General features: G+C 60.7%; 4 protein-coding genes. All 4 read right to left on the reverse strand.

The features are described from left to right. Nucleotides 1-64: 64 nt before the first annotated feature. The gene (locus AC1DV6_RS18435; protein ID WP_477980045.1) at nt 65-712 is read right to left on the reverse strand and encodes an energy transducer TonB; all 648 of its coding nucleotides are present in this window, start codon (nt 710-712) and stop codon (nt 65-67) included. Further along, the gene (locus tag AC1DV6_RS18440) at nt 709-1,134 is read right to left on the reverse strand and encodes an ExbD/TolR family protein (protein WP_477980047.1); all 426 of its coding nucleotides are present in this window, start codon (nt 1,132-1,134) and stop codon (nt 709-711) included. Before AC1DV6_RS18440 ends, AC1DV6_RS18435 begins: the two co-directional genes overlap by 4 nt. Before the next feature lie 18 nt (nt 1,135-1,152). Then, nucleotides 1,153-1,581, reverse strand: coding sequence for an ExbD/TolR family protein (locus AC1DV6_RS18445; protein WP_477980049.1), 429 nt, complete (start codon nt 1,579-1,581; stop codon nt 1,153-1,155). 61 nt (nt 1,582-1,642) lie between these two features. Continuing rightward, nucleotides 1,643-2,428, reverse strand: a complete 786-nt coding sequence (locus AC1DV6_RS18450; RefSeq protein ID WP_477980051.1) for a MotA/TolQ/ExbB proton channel family protein — start codon at nt 2,426-2,428, stop codon at nt 1,643-1,645. Nucleotides 2,429-2,451 lie beyond the last annotated feature (23 nt).

Consider the following 2,451-nt stretch of genomic DNA (forward strand, 5'->3'; position numbering starts at 1 on the left):
CAAGCAATAAAAAAGGGCCCTCGGAGGGCCCTTTTTGGTAGTGCCTGCTGGCACGCAGTGCTGCTTACTCCACCTTGAAGTTGAACTCCTGGGTGGCAATGACATCACCGGAGCCATCGTTGGTGCACTTGTACTGCATCATCGCCTGGCGYACAGCCGCATGGAATACGCGTGGGCCGGAGAGGATTTCCACGCTCTTGACCTGACCACCCGAGATCACAGCCTGTGCGCGTACCACACCGACCGTGCCGTCCTGCAATGCCTTGCGGGGCATCTCAGGCGGTACCTGGGTTGGGCAAGCCACTGCGATGTCGCTGCGGTTGCGCGCCACGGGTGCGGGCGGCGGTGGCGGTGCGATCACAACAGGTGCCGGTGGCGGTGCTGCCGTGGCCACAATCGTGGGCGCGGTGCTGGTCGCAGGTGGCGGTACATCCGGTGGTGGCACAAACGGAGGGGGTGCCTCGGTTGGCGGTGCATCCGGTGGTTTGATCTGCTTGGGTGGCGGCGGTGGTGGCGGCGGTGGCGGCGGGATCACCGCTTCCACCATCACTGCTTCCAGCGGCTTCTTGATCAGTTTGAGCGCATCGTGCGCTGTACCGGTCACCACTGCCCAACCAATCAATACGTGCACCACCACGACGATGGCAATGCCCTTCCAGCGGCGCGAGGGGTCGCGCTGCTCGTAGCTGTATTCCATGCCAAGCGAGTTCATTGGACAAACTGCTCCGCGCCAATCACGGCGATCTTGGTGAGGCCCAGGCGTTTGCTGCTGGACAGCACATTGGCAAAGACGGCGTATTGCGAGGTCTTGTTGGGCCGGATGTGGACTTCAGGCTGGGGTTCTACCTTGGCGATTTCACCCATCTTCGTGTCCAGCTCCAGCGCGGTGACGGGCAGGCCTTGCCAGTAGACTGTGCTTCGCTCGTCGATGTCGATCTGGATCTTCTCAGGCTTGATCAGGTTGGTCGGGGGCGCGCCCACCGGCATTTCCAGGTTGACAGCGTGCAGCTGGATCGGAATGGTGATGATGAGCATCACCAGGAGCACCAGCATCACGTCGATCAGCGGCGTGGTGTTGATGTCCATCATGACTTCCGGCTCAGTGGAGCCACCGGATCCTACGTTCATTCCCATGGGAGGAATTCCTTTTGACTAATTAAGCGCGGGCGGCTCGGTGATGAAGGCGACCTTGACGATGCCAGCGCGCTGGCAGGCCAGCAATACCTTGCCTACACCTTCGTACTGTGCGGAGAGGTCACCACGCACCTGCACTTCGGGCTGGGGCTTGAGGTTGGCGACTTTCTTGAGCTTGGCGGCCAGGGCTTCAACGTCGTTGGTACGGCTTTCGTACCAGTAGATGTTGCTGTCCTTGTCGACCGAGATGATGATGTTCTCGGGCTTGGTCTCGCGCACTTCGACCCGCTCTTTGGGCAGGGTCACGGGGATGGAGGTGGTGACCACCGGGATGGTGATCAGGAAGATGATCAGCAGCACCAACATCACGTCCACCAGGGGCGTGGTGTTGATGGCTGACATGACGGCGTCTTCGCCGTCATCGCTTGAGCCGACGCTCATGGACATATGTGTTTCCTATTTACCTGAAGGCAATACCGGAGGTAACAAAAGGGCAGCCACCAAGGGCTTAGCCCTTGTTGACGGTGCCCAGTACGACCGAGTGCAGGTCTTGGCTGAAGGCGCGCACGTCGTCCATGACGGCCTTGTTGCGGCGCACCAGCCAGTTGTAGGCCAGAACGGCAGGAACCGCCACGGCCAGACCGATGGCGGTCATGATCAGGGCTTCACCGACGGGGCCGGCAACTTTGTCAATGGAGGCTTGGCCGGAGATACCGATCGCTGTCAGGGCGTGGTAGATACCCCAAACGGTGCCGAACAGGCCAACGAATGGAGAAATCGAACCGACAGTAGCCAGCAAAGCCAGGCCGCCTTGGGTGTTGGATTGGATGCGTTCCACGGCACGTTGGATGCCCATGGTGACCCAGTCGTTCAGGGGGATGTGTCCCATCAGGCCATCGTGCTTCTTCAGCGCGTTGGTGGCGGCATCGGCCATGAAGCGGAAGGGGCTGTTCTCGTCCAGGGCTTTGGCGCCTTGCTGGATGGAGCCAGCGGACCAGAAGTTCTCGGCCGCAGCACGGGCTTGACGGCCCATTTTGCCTTGCTCGAGCAGTTTGACGATGGTGATGTACCAGCTGGAGACGCTCATGATCAGCAGCATGATCAGAACGGTCTTGGCCACGACGTCGGAGGTCTTCCACAGGGCTTCAATGCCGTAGGGGTTTTCTGCAGCTTCTTTAGCAGCAGGTGCGGCTACCGCAGCGGTCGCAGGTGCAGCGGTTTGCGCTTGGGCCACTGGAGCCATACCAGGCACTACGGGCAGCAGGGCTCCCAGCGCCAGTGCGCAGGAGGCGATGAAACGGGCAAATTTGACTTGCA

The organism is Rhodoferax sp. P2_H8_2 (genome assembly GCF_056403235.1).

Bases quoted from the DNA above. Each gene is read 5' to 3' on its own strand.
- AC1DV6_RS18440 (WP_477980047.1), bottom strand. From the start codon at position 1,134: ATGGGAATGAACGTAGGATCCGGTGGCTCCACTGAGCCGGAAGTCATG.
- AC1DV6_RS18445 (WP_477980049.1), bottom strand. From the start codon at position 1,581: ATGTCCATGAGCGTCGGCTCAAGCGATGACGGCGAAGACGCCGTCATG.